The following is a 3,226-nucleotide window of genomic DNA, read 5'->3' as shown; positions in this document are numbered from 1 at the left end:
CATCCGAACCGTGACCCGACGAGCCACCCGAGCCACCATTGCCCGGACGCCCCGCGCCTCCCGTGCCACCACTGCCCGGACGCCCCGCGCCACTGCCCGGGCCCGGCCCGGAGCCACCTCCCGTGGCGGGCGGCGCGCAGTCCGACGGCGCCGGCTGGCAATCCGACGGCGTGGGCGAGGGACGGCCCGGGCGCTCCGGGCGTCCGTACTTCGCGAAGTCCGCGGCCAGCCGCTTCGACTCCTGCTGGAGGCTCATCAGGTCGATGCGGTCGTCGTTGAAGTTCGGCACTGGAACGAAGAGCACCTTGTTCTTCGCCGTGTCCACCTGCTCGAAGAAGCCCCGGTTCTCGACCATGAACTTCGCCGCGTCCCGCAACGACGGCGACACGTTCGCGTCCTGCGAGATGCGCTGGAGGTCGCCGTGCGACAGCGTGCCGTCCTTGCGGCCGTCCATCAGGTCCAGGTAGCCGAAGTTCGCCTCCAGCGTGCGCAGCGAGTCCGCGTAGTCCAGCAGCTTCGGATCCAGCGGGCTCCGGCTTCCGGAGACGCCGGATCCCGCCTGCGAGCCCCCTGCGTTCGCGGAGGGCGCGTAGCCCGCGGATGCCTTCGCCGCGTCCTGGGGCGCGCAGTACTCCGTCTTCGCCGGTGGGTTCTTCTTCAGTTCATCCGCGACGCCCAGCGCGCCACTGGCCGCCATCATCACGTTGCCGGTCATCACCCCGGCGGCCGTCTTGATGGAGTTGGTGAGGACCGGGGGCAGACCCAGGGCATTGCCCGCCAGGTCGACCACGGCGGTCATGGGACCGCCCAGCAGGTTCGCCACGCCTTTGAGGATGTCGAGCATCAAAACTCCCGCGCGATGGGTTGAAGGAGGTGCTGCCAGAGGACCGCGCGCCGTCTCTTCGGACGGGACCCGGTCATTGCAGCGGCGATGCCGGCCGCGGCACGGGGCGGCGCGAGCCATATCCAGGGGTTGGACGCGTGGAGGGCCGGCGTGCGTCCCCAGGCGCGGACGGGTCGGTCCACCGCGAGGGATTGCGGTTAGAGTCCGCCGCGCATGCGCACCTTCGGGCTCGACTACGGCACCAAGACCATCGGGGTGGCCGTCTCCGACGGACTGGGACTCACCGCCCAGACCGTCACCACCGTGCGACGCGCGTCGCTCAAGGCCGACCTCGCGGAGCTGTCCCGGCTCGTGAAGGAGTACGAGGTCACCCGCTTCGTCCTGGGCCTGCCGCTCAACATGAACGGGTCGGAAGGGCCGCGCGCGGAGGCCTCACGCAAGTTCGCGGACGTGCTCGGCCAGGCGCTCGGACTGCCCGTGGAGCTGTGGGACGAGCGGCTGTCCACCGTGGCCGCCCAGCGCACCCTGCTGGAGGCGGACGTCAGCCGCGCGAAGCGGCGCGAGGTCATCGACCAGCTCGCCGCGCAGTTCATCCTGCAGGGCTGGCTGGACGCGCACCGCGCCCCGGTCGAAGAAGGCTACGACCCGGAAGACTACGACCCGGAGGCGTGAACGAAGCCTGGAGCCGCTGAAAGCGGCCCCCGGGCCCCGAGCCCCGGGGCCCCTCCGATGCGTTACGGCTGACGGCGGTACACGTGCAGCGGGGCCTGGAAGCCGTCCTGCTCCACGTACGCCACGCCGTCGACCGTCAGCGTCCGCCCGTCCAGCGTCACGCCCTTGTCCTTGAGCAGGTTGCCCTCGTCGAAGCGCACCACCACGTCCGGCTTCGCGTCCTGGAGGCGCTGGCGGAAGGTGTCCCAGCGCACGCGCGCCATGCGCAGCTCCGGCAGGTTGGAGAAGAAGGCCAGCTGCAGGTCCATGTAGCGCGGGTCATCGTCGATGGCCGCCGCGCCGCCCCGGGCCGCCACCTCCTCCTTGAGGAAGCGCGCCACCTGCATCACCGCCACCGGGTTGGTGGACGTGGGGCTCACGGGGCGCAGGGAGTCATGCAGCCCGCCTTCCACGCGGAACGTGTAGATGCCCAGCGCCACCGGCATCACCACCGCCAGCACCGCGCTCACGCCCACCACCGCGCGGCGCGCGAAGGCGCTCCGGCCCGCCACCACCGCCGCGAAGCCCGGCGCCAGGAACACGGGCAGCAGCACCAGCTGCGTCACCGTGAAGCGCGCCAGCGGCACGAAGCTCAGCATCACCGCCGCGCGGAAGGTGAAGTACAGCGCGGGCAGGACCGCCGCCACCACCAGCCAGCGCGTCTCCGGGTGCTGCTTCCACGCCTTCACCATGCCCACCGCGCCCAGGAGCGCCACGCCGGGCGTCAGCGTGAACAGCGCCACCGCCGGCCAGAACCCCAGCTGCTGCAGCCGCCACCCCAGCGAGCCGCCGGCCCCACCGGAGTCCACCACCCACTGCCGGTGGAAGTCCTCCACCGCGTTGAGCGGGAAGAACGGGTCGCCGTGCGCCAGCTCGTTGCCCTGCATCCACAACAGCGGAAACGGCAGGCACACCAGCCCGAAGCCCACCGCGCGCGTGAGCGACGCCACCCGGTCCTCGCTGCTGAACACCAGCGCCACCGTGAGCAGCGGGATGTACATCCACGCGTCGTAGCGCAGCGCGCACGCGAAGTTGAGCAGCACCGCGCCCCAGAACAGCGGCTGGAAGCGGTTCTCCTCCACCCCTTCGGCCACCAGCGCGAACACCCCCAGCATGAAGCACAGCGACACCGCCTCGCTGCCTGCCGTGGTGGAGAACTGCAGGTGCATGCCCCAGGCACTGAAGGCCAGCCCCGCCGCCACGCCCGCGCGCCAGCCGAACAACCGCCGAGTCAGCGCGAACAGCGGCACCACCGACAGCACGCCGAACACCAGGCTCACCAGCCGGCCCGCCACGTCCCGGTCGAACACCGACAGCAACGGGCCCACCAGGTACAGGTGCAGGGGGCCGAACTGGAACGTCCCATCCTTGTAGGAGGTGATGACGTGCGGCGAAGCCCACCACCGCTCCGCCAGCTCCGTGCGCACCACCGCGTCGCCGTAGAGGTTCTCGTTGATGAAGAACACGCCCAGCCGGGGCAACAGCGCCGCCAGGAGCAACAGCCCCACCAACCACCGCATCGACGGCTCGGGCTGTGGCGCGGGCACCGCGGACAGGCCGGGCACTGCGGAGGGGGAAGCAACGGCGGCGGGACTCGAGGCGGGAACCATGGCGCGCGCGAGGATACGCAGGCAGGGCTCAAAGCCAAGCCGGCGACCCACCCTCCTGCCC

General features: G+C 71.3%; 2 protein-coding genes and 1 pseudogene. 1 reads left to right on the top strand and 2 read right to left on the bottom strand.

Annotation, left to right across the window (positions count from 1 at the left end; all coding sequences use genetic code 11):
* A pseudogene (locus D7X74_RS40800) lies at nt 1-844 on the bottom strand (hypothetical protein); the annotation flags it as partial.
* Nucleotides 845-1,057: 213 nt separating this feature from the next.
* On the opposite strand from D7X74_RS40800, the gene ruvX reads away from it, so the two are divergent.
* Nucleotides 1,058-1,516: a Holliday junction resolvase RuvX gene (ruvX, locus tag D7X74_RS40795; RefSeq protein ID WP_120538317.1), complete on the top strand. Its 459-nt coding sequence runs from the start codon at nt 1,058-1,060 to the stop codon at nt 1,514-1,516.
* A 62-nt stretch (nt 1,517-1,578) separates the two neighbouring features.
* On the opposite strand, the gene D7X74_RS40790 is transcribed toward ruvX, so the two are convergent.
* Nucleotides 1,579-3,165: a glycosyltransferase family 39 protein gene (locus tag D7X74_RS40790; RefSeq protein WP_199732990.1), complete on the bottom strand. Its 1,587-nt coding sequence runs from the start codon at nt 3,163-3,165 to the stop codon at nt 1,579-1,581.
* Nucleotides 3,166-3,226 lie beyond the last annotated feature (61 nt).

Origin of the sequence: Corallococcus sp. CA047B, assembly GCF_003612065.1 — a bacterium.
Classification (GTDB): domain Bacteria; phylum Myxococcota; class Myxococcia; order Myxococcales; family Myxococcaceae; genus Corallococcus; species Corallococcus praedator.
The sequence above is the reverse complement of the archived record's forward strand: the minus strand, read 5'-3'. Positions and strand labels throughout refer to the sequence as shown.